Origin of the sequence: Collinsella aerofaciens ATCC 25986 (assembly GCF_964237925.1) — a bacterium.
Classification (GTDB): domain Bacteria; phylum Actinomycetota; class Coriobacteriia; order Coriobacteriales; family Coriobacteriaceae; genus Collinsella; species Collinsella aerofaciens_BJ.
Genome location: NZ_CAXSKI010000024.1, coordinates 14,330 through 28,579, shown reverse-complemented (window position 1 = coordinate 28,579; position 14,250 = coordinate 14,330). Strand labels below are relative to the sequence as shown.

At 59.6% G+C, this 14,250-nt stretch carries 16 protein-coding genes and 1 pseudogene; 9 read left to right on the top strand and 8 right to left on the bottom strand.

Going from position 1 to position 14,250, the window contains the following annotated elements; translation table 11 throughout:
* Positions 1-277 precede the first annotated feature (277 nt).
* From ACESWY_RS09585 to ACESWY_RS09575, 3 genes are all read left to right on the top strand, one after another.
* Positions 278-379 carry a TetR/AcrR family transcriptional regulator gene (locus ACESWY_RS09585; RefSeq protein ID WP_230318632.1) on the top strand — a complete coding sequence of 34 codons (102 nt, stop codon included), beginning with the start codon at positions 278-280 and terminating at the stop codon, positions 377-379.
* Positions 380-422: 43 nt separating this feature from the next.
* Positions 423-662, top strand: coding sequence for a restriction endonuclease subunit S (locus tag ACESWY_RS09580; RefSeq protein ID WP_196031561.1), 240 nt, complete (start codon positions 423-425; stop codon positions 660-662).
* Positions 663-1,768: 1,106 nt separating this feature from the next.
* A complete protein-coding gene (locus tag ACESWY_RS09575; protein WP_373094202.1) occupies positions 1,769-3,916 on the top strand; it encodes a YecA family protein in 2,148 nt (715 codons plus the stop codon).
* A 410-nt stretch (positions 3,917-4,326) separates the two neighbouring features.
* Here ACESWY_RS09575 and ACESWY_RS09570 read toward each other — a convergent pair whose 3' ends face one another.
* Both ACESWY_RS09570 and ACESWY_RS09565 read right to left on the bottom strand, forming a co-directional pair.
* Positions 4,327-4,518, bottom strand: a complete 192-nt coding sequence (locus tag ACESWY_RS09570) for a DUF6019 family protein (protein ID WP_373094204.1) — start codon at positions 4,516-4,518, stop codon at positions 4,327-4,329.
* Positions 4,519-4,731: 213 nt separating this feature from the next.
* Positions 4,732-5,151: a YjdF family protein gene (locus ACESWY_RS09565; protein ID WP_196031553.1), complete on the bottom strand. Its 420-nt coding sequence runs from the start codon at positions 5,149-5,151 to the stop codon at positions 4,732-4,734.
* A 271-nt stretch (positions 5,152-5,422) separates the two neighbouring features.
* On the opposite strand from ACESWY_RS09565, the gene ACESWY_RS09560 reads away from it, so the two are divergent.
* Together ACESWY_RS09560 and ACESWY_RS09555 are read left to right on the top strand one after the other, a co-directional pair.
* Positions 5,423-5,653, top strand: a complete 231-nt coding sequence (locus tag ACESWY_RS09560) for a hypothetical protein (protein ID WP_373094206.1) — start codon at positions 5,423-5,425, stop codon at positions 5,651-5,653.
* Positions 5,569-5,808: pseudogene (locus ACESWY_RS09555) on the top strand (AAA family ATPase); the annotation flags it as partial. The gene ACESWY_RS09560 and the pseudogene ACESWY_RS09555, both read left to right, overlap by 85 nt.
* Before the next feature lie 207 nt (positions 5,809-6,015).
* Here the strand turns inward: ACESWY_RS09555 and ACESWY_RS09550 are convergent.
* A complete protein-coding gene (locus ACESWY_RS09550) occupies positions 6,016-7,179 on the bottom strand; it encodes an iron-containing alcohol dehydrogenase (protein WP_196031551.1) in 1,164 nt (387 codons plus the stop codon).
* Positions 7,180-7,223: 44 nt separating this feature from the next.
* Entirely contained in the window at positions 7,224-8,075 is an 852-nt protein-coding gene (locus ACESWY_RS09545) for an aldo/keto reductase (protein WP_373094208.1), read from the bottom strand.
* A 287-nt stretch (positions 8,076-8,362) separates the two neighbouring features.
* On the opposite strand from ACESWY_RS09545, the gene ACESWY_RS09540 reads away from it, so the two are divergent.
* The 4 genes from ACESWY_RS09540 to ACESWY_RS09525 all read left to right on the top strand — a co-directional run bounded on the left by ACESWY_RS09540 (position 8,363) and on the right by ACESWY_RS09525 (position 11,632).
* Entirely contained in the window at positions 8,363-9,352 is a 990-nt protein-coding gene (locus ACESWY_RS09540) for an aldo/keto reductase (protein ID WP_302012708.1), read from the top strand.
* Positions 9,353-9,358: 6 nt separating this feature from the next.
* A complete protein-coding gene (locus tag ACESWY_RS09535) occupies positions 9,359-10,285 on the top strand; it encodes a dihydrofolate reductase family protein (RefSeq protein ID WP_373094211.1) in 927 nt (308 codons plus the stop codon).
* Entirely contained in the window at positions 10,282-11,064 is a 783-nt protein-coding gene (locus ACESWY_RS09530; protein ID WP_373094213.1) for an alpha/beta hydrolase, read from the top strand. Before ACESWY_RS09535 ends, ACESWY_RS09530 begins: the two co-directional genes overlap by 4 nt.
* Before the next feature lie 118 nt (positions 11,065-11,182).
* Positions 11,183-11,632, top strand: a complete 450-nt coding sequence (locus ACESWY_RS09525) for a flavodoxin family protein (protein WP_302012714.1) — start codon at positions 11,183-11,185, stop codon at positions 11,630-11,632.
* Positions 11,633-11,705: 73 nt separating this feature from the next.
* Here ACESWY_RS09525 and ACESWY_RS09520 read toward each other — a convergent pair whose 3' ends face one another.
* The 4 genes from ACESWY_RS09520 to ACESWY_RS09505 all read right to left on the bottom strand — a co-directional run bounded on the left by ACESWY_RS09520 (position 11,706) and on the right by ACESWY_RS09505 (position 14,241).
* Positions 11,706-11,831: a hypothetical protein gene (locus tag ACESWY_RS09520; RefSeq protein WP_373094215.1), complete on the bottom strand. Its 126-nt coding sequence runs from the start codon at positions 11,829-11,831 to the stop codon at positions 11,706-11,708.
* A 36-nt stretch (positions 11,832-11,867) separates the two neighbouring features.
* Positions 11,868-12,713, bottom strand: coding sequence for a prolyl oligopeptidase family serine peptidase (locus tag ACESWY_RS09515; protein ID WP_373094217.1), 846 nt, complete (start codon positions 12,711-12,713; stop codon positions 11,868-11,870).
* A gap of 67 nt (positions 12,714-12,780) precedes the next feature.
* The gene (locus tag ACESWY_RS09510) at positions 12,781-13,575 is read right to left on the bottom strand and encodes an EFR1 family ferrodoxin (protein ID WP_302012716.1); all 795 of its coding nucleotides are present in this window, start codon (positions 13,573-13,575) and stop codon (positions 12,781-12,783) included.
* Positions 13,576-13,617: 42 nt separating this feature from the next.
* Positions 13,618-14,241 carry a flavodoxin gene (locus tag ACESWY_RS09505; RefSeq protein ID WP_373094220.1) on the bottom strand — a complete coding sequence of 208 codons (624 nt, stop codon included), beginning with the start codon at positions 14,239-14,241 and terminating at the stop codon, positions 13,618-13,620.
* Positions 14,242-14,250 lie beyond the last annotated feature (9 nt).

The following is a 14,250-nucleotide window of genomic DNA, read 5'->3' as shown; positions in this document are numbered from 1 at the left end:
TCACGTCGGCCACGGCGTCCTGCGCCTGGTCGCCGCGGCCGAAGCGCTTGGTGAGCCCGCGCGTCTCGAGCATGTAACCCATGGGTTCGTCCTTTCTCTTCCGGGCGCGCGGGCCGAGCCACCGTGCCCGCGCGCCTTACCTTTCGGGTTCAACATCCATGGTGGGGCGCGTTTCTAACGAAGCCGTAACGGCCGTTGGGCTCTTTTGGCGCCAGCCCTTCTCGAACCGTACGCCGCTCATGGTATTTCTATCGTGATAATAAGGACGGAGGTGCCCGTGGCACGCAATAAGTGCCCGGAGGAGACGGTCGAGAAGATTCTCGACGTTGCCGAGCGGCTCCTCGTGGAGCGCGGCTACGAGCACACCACGATGATCTGAAGAGCAATACGCTAAATCGAAAAAGGTAATCGAAGCCGCGCCTGTGGACTTATCGAGGGTCGAGATTCCCGCCCCATCCATCGGCACCCAGCAGAAGGTCGTCGACATCCTCGACCGCTTCGACACCCTAACGAAATCGCTCAACGACGGTATCCCCGCCGAGATCGAGGCACGCCGGGCGCAGTACGGGTACTACCGCGACCGCCTGCTCGACTTCCCGCGCAAGGCAGGCGCCACGCGCAGCATGCTCTGGATCTTGGGCATCGGCTCGATGTCGGCGTAGATGTTGAGCGTGACCATGGCGTTTCCCTCCATGCCGAGAGGCTGTATAAGCCGCCGTGGCGGACGAATCATGTCCTCCCAAAAAACATGCGTAAGATCGAGCGGAGGCTGAGCACGCCGAATCGGAGCAAGGGCACCCGAAAAAGTGCCGGAAAACTCACCGATTTCGCGGGGCGCTGATGGCGCGAAGGCGGATATTGGGAAGATGACAGGCCGGATTTGTCGCGTCGAGTTGACCGTCTGCAATCTGAATCGTTCGGCGGTTTGCTTTGTTATGGCCGATGCCGCACGAAACGTACCGAAATGTGTGCGCATAGGTGCGGCCCGTCCCTATACCTTGGCTTTCGGTTGCCAACTGATTTGCGATCAGCCCGAAATAAGGCGACGATCGGGATCCTCTAACTCGGTTTCTAAGGCGCTTAGAGCCGGCTCATAAGGGCGAAAACAAAGCCACCCGTGACGATTCTTTCAGTCATCGCTCTTGTGCATTCCATTTGACCTGCGGAAATGCTAGGCGGCAAACCCGCTGGCTACGATTCACTTCGCTAAACAGACGCCAAAGAGGAAAATCAGCCGTTTTATCATCCATCTCGGACGTTTCAGGGCCTCAAAACCACCCGTTTTTGTCCCCGGGACAAAAATGAAACTGCGGGCTCGCGGTTTCGAAATAGTTTGCGAATTTGTCCAGGGCTTGTCTCAAACGCTTACGCGAGGACACGCGGAGGGATTCGGCGGCAAGGTGGACAAAACCGACAACCAAGCTAGACCCAATCGGAATGGCGCCACGACAAACGAGCGTGAAAGAGTGGGAGTAGAACAGACGTTCGACCATATGATATAATACCTGCTAATGGGCGCGGTTTCTTCCGAAGCCGCGCCCATTACTATATCTGGACCGATATCGACGGAAAGCTCTAATTCCAGGGGCAGCTACGACAACATACAATTTCAAGAAGAAAATCAATAGCATTGCGAGGAGTGAGTTAGATAAATAACGAATTGAAGGCCATTGCGCCGATTAAAATGGAATGCCTTGCTAAGGAAATCAGAGAATGCATCGAGTCGATCAGGAACTATATCCAGATTGACCAGCAAGAAATTCTGCTGATGGCCGTTACCGATATTTCGAATTTCAGCAATCCCTCTCCTGAAGGCGACATTCTTTTCTATAAGCAAGGTGGCTTGCCGTCCCGCCCTGTCGAATACTTGCAAAGTCTTATCGCTTCAACGAACAACACGATTTGTCTTCATGTCACGGACGAAGATATCGAACGGCTTGCCCACCAATACTTGCACGATCAGGAAATGCTATTTGAAAAAGCGACGCAGTATTTGATGTTTCGAAGTTTGGTGATCGAGGACGACAGCGAAACTAGCTGTCTGGTCTTTGAGGCCCAAATGATGCACATGGTTAGAGGGAATCGATACCGCTTTCTCCAACTTGATTATATTCAACCACTCGTGCTCGTTCACGACAGCGAATTCCAAAAGCTGTTTGGAGTTTCCGCAAATGCTGTGATTGACGGATATGAAAGGCTCGAAAAGGCTTTGTCGAACGGAAGACTTGAGGGCTTGGCCGCTTTGAGGGAGCTCTTTGAAAAAGCCGGTTCTGCTGACGAGGCTGACTTTTCGATAATTCCAGAGAAGGATTTACGGGCGGCTGAGGAAGCGTTCCTTGAAGCGTGCTCCGTGCATCATTTCAATGTAGGTAGAATAACCAACTGGCCAAAGACGTTTATGGACGCCTTGTCGTTCGCTCCTGGTGAGGCCTCCTTCTTCGAAGAAGGAGAGATGCGATACTGGCCCATCGTCACGCTTCCCATTGTCGACAGGCCTTTCATCACGCTAAACGGGAAAACTTATTGCTTCGACTACTACTCGCTTACTGATAACTTTTATAGAGCAGTCCAGAAAGCGATTCTGCGTCTCGATCCTGGCTATTCAGAGCAGTGGCAGCAAAGGCAAAAAGAAGCCAGCGAAAGCATGGTCGAATCCGTTTTTAAGGAAATGCTTCCTGGATGCATTTCATATGCCGATAATTACTACGGAAGCAAGAAACATCGAAATGAGAATGATCTTCTGGTCATTTACAGAGATGCGCTTTTGGTAGTTGAGGTCAAAGCGGGCCGCTTTACCGACGCTCCACCAGTGTCTGATTTCGATTCGCACATTAAACGCTACAAAGAGCTGATACAGAAATCAAATAGCCAATGTGCGCATATGAGGGACTACATTAGAGATTCTGGCGCGGAATTGCTTCTGTATGATCAGGGCATGCTGCCGAAAGCGGCTCTCAATATCTCAAATATCAATAGAATTTTCTGCCTTTCGGTGACGATGGAGAACATCAACACTTATGCAGCGCGCGCCGAAAAACTTGGATTCTTAAAATTGAGGGAGGGTGTGTCTTGCATTGCCATTGATGACCTAATGACCTACAGAGAGTACTTCGATAATCCTCTTGAATTCCTGCATTTTCTCAAACAAAGGGAGATGGCATCTCTTAACGAAAGAATTGCCCTTAACGACGAGTTTGACCATCTCGGCATGTATATTGCCCACAACTGTTATTCCCTCGAGATTGACAACGCCCCTAAAGGGGAGATTCTATGCATAACGGGCTATAGGGAAGATCTGGATAGTTATTTCGAGAGGGTTGATACACCTTTGCCGCAACTCGAGAAACCTCGGCAAAACATGCCGAAGCGTTTCCGCGAAATTATCGACGTATTATTCAAATCCAACAATTCCCAAGCTGTCAGCATATCTTCATATTTGCTGGACTTCTCCAGTGATGCTCGTCAGCAGCTTTCAGATGACATAGATAAGGTTTTAAAACAGCAGGCGAGAACCGGTAGACAGTGTGCTCTCTCGTTTTCGGGCAAGGGAGACTCGATTTGTATGACTTACTTTGTTCTTCAAGATGAGTTGCATGATGCACAGACGGATCAAGAGATGTTCGATTATGCCGCTTCGATCCTTCTCGCTAATGGCGAGAAGGATCGAATGATGCTGTCCTTTCGATTCGATGCGAATTACGTTCTACAAAGTGTCAACGCTCGTTCAATCGACATTGACCAAATCCCGCCGAGCCGAATTGATGAATTGAAAAGCCACGGTGAGCAAATGGGCGATTTTAGGGTTGTCAAATACAAGAGGGAGCATGGAAAAATAGGAAGGAATCAACCCTGCCCTTGTGGGAGTGGAAGGAAGTACAAAAAGTGCCATGGGCAGAGCAATTTAATTAGTTCTTAAACCCTGAAAGCCTGACAGCAGAATACGTTTAAATTTGCCACCAGGCTACATCAAACGACGGTGCATAAACGAATCGACGCGAAAGGCAAGGGTAAGCCGATAAGGATTTGAGCTGCACTTTTGAGTACTGTTAGGCTTTCTTTCGTACGAGAACCCATGGTAAAGCTGTCAGCGATAGCGGTGAGTAAAACAACGATCTAGCATCCGTTCCACGTCGGAGCAGAGATTATTTCTTTGTTGTTTGCTCCTTTTCACCTTTGATTTTGTACTCTATTCCATGTTTCTTGAGGCGGCAAAGTACAGGGAGATAGTCGGAGGAACGGAAATAACGATTTAACCCAAATGAATGAACAAGCGTTTATTGCCCCCGAGGACGAAACGAGGCCGTTTCGGAGACAGCGAAACTGGATTTATCGATCCTCTTGATCCAATCCAGGTCCTTTTAGGTCTATTTCGTTTCGGATGTCTTCATCGGCTTTCTTGCCAGTGATGGCACCGTAGGCTTCTTTTATGCCATTCTTCACTGCCCATTTGATAACGAAATACAGCGAAATCAAATTAAGGACTGCCGTTCCTGCGCTTATGCCTAATTCATCCCACATGATTCAATCCTCATAATTCCGATTTGTAGCTCGATTTTGTACTCGAATTATGACTTGGGCCTGCAGCGTTGTCTAGGACAATTGCGGTCGTCATCTTTGAGCAGTTGTGTTGAAAGCGAGGATGCGCCGCTGACGAACGGCGCAATAGAAAGCGGTATCGGTTTTCAAGTGAAAATGACATCGCTTCTGTATAGAGCATCCTGCAAATGGCGATCAACGGCCGCGATGCTTCTGCTTGCGCTTCAGCTTTCGCTGCTCGAAGCGCGCCTCCGCCTCATCCGCGCGACGCTGACTTCTTGCTTGAGCCGACTCCTGCTTCATCGCTTCCCGCTGTGCCGCGAGCGCCTGTTGTGCCTTGGTGCTCACCGCGGGCCGTTTAAGGGCTTTCGCTGCCTCGCGAGCGCGCCGCTTGGGGTTCTTCGCGGGTTTGCTTGTTTCAGTGACCTTGTCGCCGAAGAACGAGAGCTTCTCCCATTCGCTTGTAACGAATTGCAGGATCTCCTCATCGGACGGCTCCGCGCCGAAGACGATGCGGGCGACGCCATACCTTCCGCCCTCGACGTGCTCCGCCAGCCCGACCCAGAATTGGCCGTCGTGATATACGGTCAGGGTGGACGACACGCTGATCTGCATGGCTGGTTCCTCCTTTATGTAGATGACCATGCAGAGAAGGGACAACCAAGGAGGCAGGTTACTGATGCGGACTCCCGCACGCCCACGACTACCCGACGGGGACTGTGTTTTCATCTCTGATGTCCGCATTGTAGCACGCGTGAATGCGCCCGGCATCGCTGCCGACATGGCGCGACTGGGATTCGCTCCCCGACGCGCCCTTGTGTATATTGTCTTCTCGGTTTCGAAACTTTAGAAATATTCGAGTTTCGAAACCGAGAGGGAGCGGATGATGGCATGGGTGGACCGCACTACGTACATGGAGCGGCTTTGGGCGCTCGAGGGCACCTGGGACATCAAGGTGATCACGGGGATGCGCCGCTCCAGCAAGTCCGAGCTCATGAAGGCGTTCTCCACCTCCGTTGCTCGGAAGGACCCATCCTCCAACAACGTCTACATCGATCTGCTGGACCTCGACAACGAGCTACTGCTCGAGTACCAGCGCTGCATCGCGAAATCATAGAGCGGCACAAAGAGGGCGCCCGCAACCGTCTCTTCATCGACGAGGTGCAGCTGTGTGAGGGGTTCGAGAAAGCAATTAATAGCATTCATGCGCGTGGCGGATGGGATATCTACCTCACGGGATCGAACGCGTTCCTCCTGAGTTCGGACCTGGCGACCCTGTTCACAGGGCGCCACGGGGAGGTACACATCCTCCCCTTCAGCTTCGGCGAATACCGCTTCTACTTTGACGAGCAGGGGGCCGTCGACGACGACTTCGACGGATTCATCAGGCGCGGCGGGCTCGCCGGGTCCTACGATTACGATGACATCTCGGAGTCGTACGGTTTCCTTCGGCGCGGGCGGATCGGGACCCCCGCCGATCTAGAGGCACTCGGTCAGAATCTGGAACACCTCGCTGCGCTCCAGTTTCTTGGCGCAGCCGCCGGTGAGCACGCAGGTGCCCGCAACCTTGTGCAGCGTCTCGTCGGACGCGTCGGAGCCCATCTCGGCGAAGCTCGTGGGAAGCCCCATCTTGCCGATGAACGTCTGCAGGCGGTCGATGCCCTCGAGCGCCACCGTAAGGTCGTCTTTGCCCTTGGCGTCGACGCCCCACACCTCGCTCGCCCAGCGGGCGAACTGCGCGGGCGCCTCGGGGGCCAGGTGGCGGTAGAGCGCAGGGTGGATGACCGCGAGGCCCATTCCGTGGTTGGTGTGGGTGTACGCGCCGTACTGGTGCTGGATCATGTGCGCCTGGAAGTCCGTTGACTTGCCGATCTTGAGCACGCCGTTCTCGGCCATGGCGGAGTCGTATACGAGCTCGCTTCTGGCATCGAGGTTCTGGTCGTCGTCCGCGATGATCCGCATGTTGCGGATGACGTTACGCTGGATGGCGAGGTTGATGTCGTCGGTGACATTGCGCCCGCGCGGGCTTCCGAAATAGCTCTCCATGCAGTGCGAGAGCGTGTCGAACGCGCCGCTCATGAACTGCGCGTGCGGTACGGTGAGCGTGAGCGCCGGGTCGAGCGCCGCCCACATGGGCATCGCCCCCAGATAGGCGCCCTTCACGTGTGTCTCCTCGTTGGTGATGACGGCGCCGTTGTTCTGCTCGGCGCCCGTGCCGGAGAGTGTCACGATGCAGCCCATGGGGATGAACGAGCTCGGCATCTTGCCGTCGACGTGCTCGAACGTCTCGATGTCCTCGTCAAGCATCGCCTGCGCGGAGACCACCTTGCAGCAGTCGAAGACCGACCCGCCGCCGACGGAGAGAATGAAGTCGACCTGTTCCTTGCGTGCGAGCGCGGCGCCTTCCTGGCACTTCTCGTAGGTCGGATTGGGCATGATGCCGCCGAAGTCCACCACGCGCTTGCCCGCGCTCGTGAGCTTATCGACCACGTGGCCGTAGACGCCGGTTCGTTTGACCGAGCCTCCGCCGTAGGCGAGCATCACTGTCTTGCCCATGGCACCCATCTCGGCGTCGAGCGCCTGGTCCATGGCCCCCTCGCCGAAGTAGTTCCTGACCGGGTAGTCGTACGTGAATGAGTTCATGGCAATTCCTCCTAGTAAGTTATCAGTGCGGTCTAACCGCTCGTCTACACGTTGCGCACGAGCCCGGACATCCATTCGATGGTGGCGGGGTCGTGGTGGTCGAAGAACGCGCTGCGCCCGGTGTCGAGCGCGGCGATGGCGACCATCTCGTCGTCGCCCAGCGCGAAGTCGAAGACGTCGAAGTTTTGCTCCATGCGATCGCGGTGCGTGCTCTTAGGGATACAGACCACACCGCGCTGCAGCAGCCAGCGCAACACGACCTGGGCGACCGTCTTGCCGTGTGCCTCGCCGATGCGAGCGAGGACCTCGTTGCGGAAGAGGTCGTTTCTGCCCTCCGCAAAGGGCGCCCAGCCCTCCATGGCCACCTCCTTGCCGGCCATGTACTCCTGCGCCTCGCGCTGCTGGAAGAACACGTTGCACTCGACTTGGTTCACGGCGGGGGCGATGCGGTTGAACGAGATGAGGTTTGCGAGGTGATCGGGGTAGAAGTTAGCTGTGCCTATGGCGCGGATAACGCCCTGCTCGTAGAGCTCCTCCATGGCGCGCCACGCGCCGAAGACGTCGCCGAACGGCTGATGGATGAGGTAGAGGTCGACGTAGTCGAGCCCCAGCCGCTTGAGCGACGCGTCGAAGCCGCGCTTGGCCCCCTCGTAGCTCACATCCGACATCCACAGCTTGGTCGTCACGAACACCTCGTCGCGCGGCAGGCCGCTCGCACGAATGGCAGCCCCGACCGCCTCTTCGTTGCCGTAGCTCGCGGCCGTGTCGAGCAGCCGGTAGCCGACCGAGAGCGCGTTCTCCACGGCGCGCTGGCATTCCGCGGCGTCCGGGATCTGGTACACGCCGAAGCCGAGCTGCGGCATCCTGACGCCGTTGTTCAAGGTGATGTAGTCCATGGTGCCTTCCTTTCTCGCAACTTGACGTATCCACCATACGAGGGGCGCCGCGCCGGCGGAAGTTTCCGTTGGTGAGGGTTCTATAACGCTGGGGTGCGCACGGGGTTATAACCCGCGGGTTCAGGGCACCGCACCAAAGGGGGATTCCGCCGAGCGCTCCGCGGTCGTACGCTTGACGATGAGAGAGCACAAGCCACCGACAGGGGATGTGCCTAACGGAGCTCGATGAACGGGCGGACGTGGGCGTCGCAAACAAATGACGGATATCATAGACAGGGAGAACAGGAATGGACAAGCGCGTTTTGGGAAAGAGCGGCATCGAAGTCAGCCCGCTCGGCATGGGCTGCATGGGAATCACGCACGCGAGCGGAGACCCGATGCCCGACGACGAGGCCGTGAGCGTCGTCCGTCAGGCCCACGAGATGGGCTATACCTTCTTTGACACGGCGGAGTGCTACGTTGGCACGTGCGCCGACGGGACCGAGGCGCACAACGAGGACGTGGTGGGCAAGGCGCTCGCGCCCGTGCGCGACGAGGTTGTCATTGCCACCAAGTTCGGCGTCACGCACGCCCCGGACAAGACCATCCTCGTGGACTCGCGCCCCGAGGTTATCCGTATCTCGGTGGAGAAGAGCCTGCGCCGGCTGCGCACCGACCACATCGACCTCTACTACCAGCACCGAATCGACCCAAAGGTCGAGCCCGAGGTCGTTGCGGGCACCATGGCAGACCTCATCAAGGAAGGTAAGATCCGCGCCTGGGGAATCTCCGAGGCGACGGAGGAGTACCTGCGTCGCGCCGATGCAGTGTGCCCCGTCTCCGCCGTCCAGAACCGCTACTCCATGATGGCGCGCTGGAACGAATCCCTGTTCCCCGTGCTCGAGGAGCTGAATGTCGCCCTCGTGGCATTCTCTCCCATGGCGAACGGCTTTCTGACGGGCGCGTACAGTCACAACACCAGATTCGAGGGCGCCCAAGATTACCGCGATGGCATGCCGCAGTACACAGAGGAAGGCGAAAGGCGTGCCGAGCCCCTCATGCGGTTCGTTCGCGAGCTGGCTGAGCTGCACGCGGCGACGCCCGCCCAGGTCTCCCTTTCCTGGATGCTCGAGAAGAAGCCCTATATCATCCCCATCCCGGGCAGTCGCAAGCCCGAACGACTGCTCGAGAACCTCGGCGCCGCCGAGGTCGGGCTCACCGACGATGAGGTTGCCAAGATCGACGGGCTGCTCAACGGACTCGACCTTATGGTCTTCGGCGGGCACGCGGTAAGGTAGGGAGTCATGAACACTAGACCCTATGTCGTTTGTCACGTCTTTGCCGGGCTCAACGGGCGCATCGACGGCGCGTACATGCTCGACCCCGCTGCCTCGCCCGCACGCGCCGCGTACTCTCGCATGCAGGTCGAGTTCGGGGCGGACGCCGTGGCGTACGGGGCCGTGACCACGAAGGGCTTCGTCGGGTCGCGCCCCCTTGCGCTCGGTACCCACGGGAGCGCGCCCAAGGGGGACTTCGTGGCGCCTCACGCCGAACGATCGTTCTACATCTCCGTCGACCCCGTCGGGGAGATTGCATGGGAGTCTGCGACCTATCGTCGCGCCGGCCGTGCGGACGCGCACGTCATCGAGGTTCTCACTGAGGCGGCGTCGCCGGCGTATCGCGACTATCTGCGAGAGCGCGGCGTCTCATACGTGCTTGCCGGCTCGCGTGGGCTAGACCTCCCGCTCGCCCTGCGCAAGCTGCGCGAGCTTTTTGGCATCGAGCGCCTGCTCGTGTGCGGCGGCGGAAAGACGGACATGTCGTTTCTTGCCGCGGGCGTGCTTGACGAGCTGAGCCTCGTTCTCTCCCCGACGGTCTCGGGGGAGCCTGAAACGGCTTCCGTCTTCGACGAGATGCCTCGCTCAGCCGGCGGTTCGCACGCATTCTCGCTCGAGCGCGTCGAGCGCCTTGCCGGCGACGGCCTCCACCTCGTCTATCGAGTGCGGCGACGATGCCGCGCCGTTCGTTTCTGGAGGCTGCCGCGTGGTTGGCCACTGCGGGCAGCCTTGCCGGCTGCTCGTCGGACGGGGCCGCCGGGGTCGCGCGCGGCTCCGCTCCGGGCCCGGTCACGGCGGACACGCCCATCTACGACGTCATCAACAACCCTTTGTTCGATGGCTACGGGCAGCTGCTCTTCCCCACAACGCTCCATCCGCCGACGGAGGATATGACGCTCGACGACCTTCCCGCTCGCCTGCCGTGGTACTCGGAGATCCATACGAGCACCACGCTCGATGTCGTCAGCTATCTGCTGTCAGAGCGCGCGGCGGAACGGACGGTCTTCTACGACATCTACACGGATGCCGAGAAGACCGTCGACCCCTCGCTCGCCAACACGGGGCTCTTCCGCTTCGCTGCCGAGGGAGTGGGCGGCGCGTCTGCACCGTTTGCCGTGGTAAGCGCGGGCGGCGGATTCGCCTACGTCGCTGCCATGCACGACTCCTTCCCGCACTGCCTGCACCTGTCCCGTTCCGGCGTCAACGGGTTCGCGGTCATCTACCGGCCGGACGCGCAGCTCGCCTGCGAGGACTTGGCCCGCGCCGTCTCCTTCATCTTCGAGCACGCCGACGAGTTCAGCGTGGACACGTCGGGCTATTCGCTGTGGGGCGGCTCGGCCGGTGCACGCATGGCGGCATGGGTCGGCGGCTACGGCCCGGCCGCCTTTGGCGCGCCGGCAGGAACGCCCCAGCCCGCGGCGGCCATCATGCAGTACACCGGCATGAGCGAACTGACGGGTGCCGACCCCGCGACCTACGCCTGCGTGGGTGATCGCGACGGTATCGCGAGCTGGCGCACCATGCAGGCGCGTCTCGAAGTGCTCTCAGCAACGGGCGTGCCCACGGAGTTTCATGTTTACGAAGGCCTGAGCCACGGCTTTGGCCTGGGTGTCGACACCGTGGCAGAGGGCTGGATCGACGATGCCCTCGCGTTTTGGAAGGCGCAGCGATGAGGATGACAAGACGTACACACCCCACGGTTATAAGTTGCCTACGAACAGGAACTTCTCGCCGGATCTTCTCACGCCTATGGTAAAGGCGGTATCAGACACTACGTAAGGAGTGAGACGTATGATTCTCTTCATCAACGGAAGCCCCAACAAGGATGGCAACACGGCGCGCCTGGCGCGCGAGCTCATCGGCGATCGCCCGTACGAGCAGCTGAATCTTGCCGAGCACAAGGTCTACGGCTACGGCCAGAGCTACGGCGACGATGACTTCGAGGACGTGCTCGCGCGCATCGAGGCGGCGGACACCCTGGTCGTGGGGTCGCCCGTCTACTGGCACAGCCTCTCCGGCATGCTGCGCAACCTGCTCGACCGCTTCTACGGTCCGGTGCGCGAGGGCAGTATGAGCGGCAAGACGCTCTATTTCGTGTTCCAAGGTGGCGCGCCCACGCGCGAGATGCTCGATTGGGGCGAGTACACCATGAAGCGCTTCGCCGCGCTCTACGGCATGACCTACGGCGGCATGGTCGACAACACGCACGAGGCAAGGGCGCTCTCGAAGAAGCTCGCGTAGTCCCGACTTGCGTAACCCAGTTCGGCGGCGGTGGGCCCGTGAAGACGGAGGCCCACCGTCCCTTTTCGTTCGCCTAGCGTATGGTCGGACGGGCGCTGCGGGCGACTACCTGCATGAGCAGGGCACCCAGAAACGCATGGAAATCCTCTGGTAGCAGCTGGCAGCACATCTGAACCAGAAACAGGATCGCAAGTGCCACGTCGACCGCGTGGCGCCGCGCCCTTTGCTCGCCGCGTCATGAGAACAGCCGCCCCATAATATCCTCGTCATGTGCAAACAGGTACCCGCCCGCTCCGTGCTGGCCGGCGTTTTCGCCGAAGCCGTGTTCGACGAAGTAGCTCGTCGGCTTCACGTCGAGTGTTACGAGTTCGTCGATGCGGCTCTCACTGAGCCCGCAAGCCCGGTAGGCCTCTCTCATGCGCTCCGCCGCCTCGCGCGCGGGTCCGGAGCCGTAATAGTCGTCGTTCTCGCCGATAGCCATATACACGGGAACCTCGGCTGCGGCGAGCGTCTCGATGTCGCCGTCCCAACGCGAGATGGTGTGAAGCGCACGGCGGTAGAGCTCGGGGCGCGTTCCCAAGACGATGGAGATGGTCTCGCCGCCGCCCGAGCATCCGCTCAGGTACACGTGGTCCGCATCGATGCTGTAGGCGCCGAGCAGCCATTCGGTGAGCTCCACCACGTCTGACGCCGATTGCTCGTCCCAGTCGTCGAGCTGGGGCGAGGCCACGATCATGTCGGTGATGTAGTCGTTCGCCACGAAGGGGTAGTCCTCCCGAAGATTCGCCCCCACGCCCTGGAAGTAGAGCCCCTCCCAGCCGGGGCAGGCCACGTAGAGCGCATAGGGCACGGACCCGTCGTAGGAGTCCGGCACATGGAGCGAGAAGTGCAGCGTCCTGCCCGATGGCGTCTGCAGGGCGTCGTCAACGACGAAGCCGCGGTCTGTCTGCGACCCCTCCGTGAGGACGTAGCCACCAAGCTTGCGGACATCCGCGCAGCCGGCCAGGCCTCCTCCGAGCACCAGCCCGCCCGCAGCGAGCGCGGCAGTCTCGATAAAGGACCTGCGTGAAAGATGGCTCACGTGCATAGTTCCTCTTTCTGAATGAACCAAGCCGAAGCCGCAGGCTTTCGGCATGGTGAGAAGCGCATCAGCGGCCGCAGTTGGCCTCTTGCAGCTCGGCAAGGGTCACGTGCTCGTTGCGGAAGCGCGCCGCGGGATTCTTGTCGCCCGCCGCGCAGGTGATGGCGTGCGCGGGACAGGCGTGCATGCAGGCGAGGCAGGCGTTGCAGCCAAAGCCCGCCTGCGCGTTACGGACAGCCTTGCCGCCCTCGAGTGCGATGCAACCAGCCGGGCACACCTTTGCGCACGCCCCGCATCCCACGCACTTCTCGGAATCAACGGTCAGGAATCCGCCCAGCATCGCCGGCTCGAAGCGCAAGCCCCGGCTCATGAACTGCTCGTGCGCCGCGCGGTCCTCGTCGGTCACCGGCTCGATCCAGCGGCGGCGCGTGGACACGGCCGCGCGGATGCGCTCGAGATTCTCGCCGATCTTCTTCTCGGGGATGCGGGCGCGTTGCTCGTCCATGTCGAAGTTGGGCAGCCAGTTGTCTACCATGAGGAGCGTGGTCACGTAGGCGGGGTTGAGCCCCGCCGCCCGCGCATCCTCCAGGCACAGCTCGACTGCGTTGGCGTGCCGGTTGCCGTAGGTGCAAACGAAGTAGAGGTAGGGCGTGTCGAGCGTCGCGCGCTCGAGGAACGTCTTCACCATGTCGGGCATCATGTGTCCGTAGATGGGGTACACGATGCCAATCGTATCGTCCGCGTAGGCGAGCTCGCCCTCGCGGCGCAGCTCCTGCGGGATGCTCAGGACCCTCTCGCCCTCCGCGGCCAGCTCGCGCGCCACGTAGAGGCAGTTGCCCGTCCCGGTGAAGTATAGGATCATTCGAAACCCCCAGATTGTCAGCGGTCTGCCATCTCTAATTGCTTATGCCAGGCCGAGACCGGCGACCCAATCACGAACCCCGGACTCGTCCACACTGGACGAGAAGCGCTGGCCCTCCTGCCACTCCCCGCTGCCCGCGGCCTCGGCGAGTAGCTCGCCGCTTCGGCCAAGACCCGAGGAGGAAGAGGTGCAGAACGGGACCACCGTCTTGCCGTCCCAGTCGTTGCCTGAGATGAAGTTGTCGATGGGCCAGGCCGCGATGCCCCACCAGATGGGATACCCCACGAGCGCGGTGTCGTAGTTCTCCCAGCCGTTCGGCGTGACCTGCGTAAGCTCGACGTCGCGCAGGCTCTCGTCCTCGTGCTCGCGGGTCACGCGGCTATTGTCGTCGGTCCAGTCGAGGTCATCGTCGGAGTAGGGCTCCGTAGGCGTCACCTCAAAGAGATCGGCGTCGAGCTCGTCGGCAATCGTCTGAGCTACGGCAGCGGTGTGGCCCTGTGCCGAGTGGTAGGCCACGAGGACGTTGCCGCCTACGGCGGGCGCGGCGGCAGGCTCGTCCTCGACGGCGGCTTGGTCGTCACCCTGGCTGCAACCGGAGAGCATCGTTGCGCACAGCGCGGTTCCGAGCAGGAAGTTTCTTCTGGTCACGGTCGGGTTTGCGGTCATGGGGCATCT

Excerpts from the sequence above, each read along its gene's own strand:
- ACESWY_RS09570 (WP_373094204.1), bottom strand. The coding sequence starts at position 4,518 with ATGTGGGATGAATTAGGCATAAGCGCAGGAACGGCAGTCCTTAATTTG.
- ACESWY_RS09510 (WP_302012716.1), bottom strand. The coding sequence starts at position 13,575 with ATGATCCTATACTTCACCGGGACGGGCAACTGCCTCTACGTGGCGCGC.
- ACESWY_RS09535 (WP_373094211.1), top strand. The coding sequence starts at position 9,359 with ATGAACACTAGACCCTATGTCGTTTGTCACGTCTTTGCCGGGCTCAAC.
- ACESWY_RS09505 (WP_373094220.1), bottom strand. The coding sequence starts at position 14,241 with ATGACCGCAAACCCGACCGTGACCAGAAGAAACTTCCTGCTCGGAACC.
- ACESWY_RS09560 (WP_373094206.1), top strand. The coding sequence starts at position 5,423 with ATGGCATGGGTGGACCGCACTACGTACATGGAGCGGCTTTGGGCGCTC.
- ACESWY_RS09575 (WP_373094202.1), top strand. The coding sequence starts at position 1,769 with ATGGCCGTTACCGATATTTCGAATTTCAGCAATCCCTCTCCTGAAGGC.
- ACESWY_RS09545 (WP_373094208.1), bottom strand. The coding sequence starts at position 8,075 with ATGGACTACATCACCTTGAACAACGGCGTCAGGATGCCGCAGCTCGGC.
- ACESWY_RS09530 (WP_373094213.1), top strand. The coding sequence starts at position 10,282 with ATGACGCTCGACGACCTTCCCGCTCGCCTGCCGTGGTACTCGGAGATC.
- ACESWY_RS09525 (WP_302012714.1), top strand. The coding sequence starts at position 11,183 with ATGATTCTCTTCATCAACGGAAGCCCCAACAAGGATGGCAACACGGCG.
- ACESWY_RS09550 (WP_196031551.1), bottom strand. The coding sequence starts at position 7,179 with ATGAACTCATTCACGTACGACTACCCGGTCAGGAACTACTTCGGCGAG.
- ACESWY_RS09540 (WP_302012708.1), top strand. The coding sequence starts at position 8,363 with ATGGACAAGCGCGTTTTGGGAAAGAGCGGCATCGAAGTCAGCCCGCTC.
- ACESWY_RS09565 (WP_196031553.1), bottom strand. The coding sequence starts at position 5,151 with ATGCAGATCAGCGTGTCGTCCACCCTGACCGTATATCACGACGGCCAA.